Genomic DNA, 1,381 nt, shown 5'->3' with positions numbered 1-1,381 from the left:
CGAAACCCTGGCGGTGCATCAGCGGCATGTACAGGTGCGTGAAGGCGGCGACGGAACCGCCGCTGCGGTCGGCCGGCAAGCCGGTGACGCTGGCCCGTTCCAACAGGAACTTGAGCAGCTCGGTCTTCTCGAAAATCCGCGTGACCAGCTCGCAGTCCTTGAGGTTGTAGCGTGCCAGGGCGGGCTTGTCCTCGGCGAACATGCGGTTGATTTCATCCATGCGCTGGTACGGCGTGGAGATGTCCTTGCCTTCGCCGAGCAGGGTTTGCGCGACGTTCTCCAGGCTGAAGGATTCAAAACTCCAGGTGGCCGAACGCAGGGCTTCGATGCCGTCGATGATCAGCCGTCCCGCCGCCGCCGCGAAATAATGGGTGCGGCTGCCGTGCTCGCGCCAGGCCATGGGCTCGTCGCCCCGGCCTAGCATCAACGGCACCTTGAGGCGCTGGGCATGTTCATGGAGCACACGCAGGTCGAACTGCACCAGGTTCCAGCCGATGATTGCATCGGGGTCGTGCTGGGCCAGCCATTGGTTGAGGCGTTCGAGCAACTGGACGCGGGTGTCGCAGTAATCGAGTTTGAAGTCGACCGCGTCGGCCTTGTTGGGCGAGCCGAGCATGTACACCTGGCGCTCGCCGCAGCCTTCGAGGGCGATGGAATAGAGGTCGCCCTGGGCGGTGGTCTCGATGTCGAGGGACACCAGCTTGAGCGGCGGACGGTAGTCGGGGGCGGGCTTCATCTGCGCCTCGGACAGCGCACCGTTGGCGTCGGGGGTGCCGCCGAACCACACCGGGGCGGTGATGAAACGCTCCATCATGTAGCGCTCGGGCGGGCGCACGTCGCCTTCATAGACATCGACACCGGCTGCGCGCAAGCGCTTTTCCACGTCCATCGCCTGGCGGTGCTGGCGGGTGTAGAGGCCCAACACCGGGCGATGATGAAAGTCCTGCAATTGCAGCGGGCGCAGCTCGATCTCGCGCTCGCCCTTGAGCAACCCGTCCAGCGGCTTGCGGTGGGCCTCGGGGATAAACATCACCGACGTCTGCATGGGGAGTCGGATAAACCGCGGGCCGGCGTCGGTGGCCAGCCAGAAGCTGACCTCCGTGCCCGTCGGGGTATCGCGCCAATGCCGGGTCAGGACAAAACCCTGCTGTAAATCCACCGTACCGCACCTCTGGAATCGCTTTCAGGGCGTGATTCTACTCGGCATCTGTACAAACGCGGCACGTTAACGCGCACACAGACCGCAATCCGACAAATTTGTTGCAAAACATTAATAACAATCATTATCATTTGCATCGGAGTCGTATCCGCGCAGCGAGGACGCGCAACGTTGTTGCCCCATTCCTCACAGTGACGGTTCGCCGTCAGGATCGACCATGCC

The 1,381-nt window shown here is 63.0% G+C and carries 1 protein-coding gene; it reads right to left on the bottom strand.

Translation table 11 applies throughout. The features are described 5' to 3' along the window. Positions 1 to 1,159 (bottom strand): 3'-5' exonuclease (locus HX803_RS32265; protein ID WP_372339959.1); only part of this gene is annotated, 1,159 nt, incomplete at its 3' end. Positions 1,160 to 1,381 lie beyond the last annotated feature (222 nt).

The sequence above is a fragment of the Pseudomonas sp. P7548 genome (assembly GCF_013386585.1).
In the GTDB taxonomy this organism is placed as follows: Bacteria; Pseudomonadota; Gammaproteobacteria; order Pseudomonadales; family Pseudomonadaceae; genus Aquipseudomonas.
This window is presented reverse-complemented; position numbering and strand designations above follow the sequence as displayed.